A 612-nucleotide genomic window follows, 5' to 3' on the forward strand; every position below is an offset into this window, starting at 1 on the left:
GATAAATCTTTCTCCCGAAGGACACATACGGTATTAGCACAGGACACATACGGTATTAGCACACGTTTCCATGCGTTATTCCGTAGCAAAGGGTAGATTCCCACGCGTTACTCACCCGTCTGCCGCTCCCCTTGCGGGGCGCTCGACTTGCATGTGTTAAGCCTGCCGCCAGCGTTCGTTCTGAGCCAGGATCAAACTCTCATGTTGAGAATTCAATCATTGGCATTTACGTCACGTTCTTTGAATCGACGAGAACTTCACACCTGTTTTCTAAACACCAAAGCCTAAACCTCAGCGTCAAAAACCAGTGTAACTTCTCTTGATAAACGTGACCGCCAAAGTCTCTTTCAAAGAACCGAAATCTCTTCCGGTCCCGCGAACTCCGCCGCCCACGTTTCTCTTTCTTCTCATATTCAATTGTCAAAAAACAGACCAGTCAGACCCGGTCGAAATCCCACAAGCTCAAAGCCATAAAGCCCCGAACCACCCATCAGCCAACAAAGCCAATCTGGAAACCTGAAACAAGAGACATCGTCGCCAGCAGCGCCGCCGCCCTCGTTCAGTGAGGGGGCTTATACGGCCAACCCCTTTTCCAAGTCAACACATCCAAAC

1 rRNA gene is annotated in these 612 nt (G+C 49.8%); it reads right to left on the reverse strand.

The annotated features are described in order from the left end of the window. Positions 1-207, reverse strand: a 16S ribosomal RNA gene (locus AC1D2R_RS32245); the annotation flags it as partial. Between the last annotated feature and the right edge of the window lie 405 nt (positions 208-612).

Source organism: Rhizobium sp. P1_C7 (assembly GCF_056406295.1).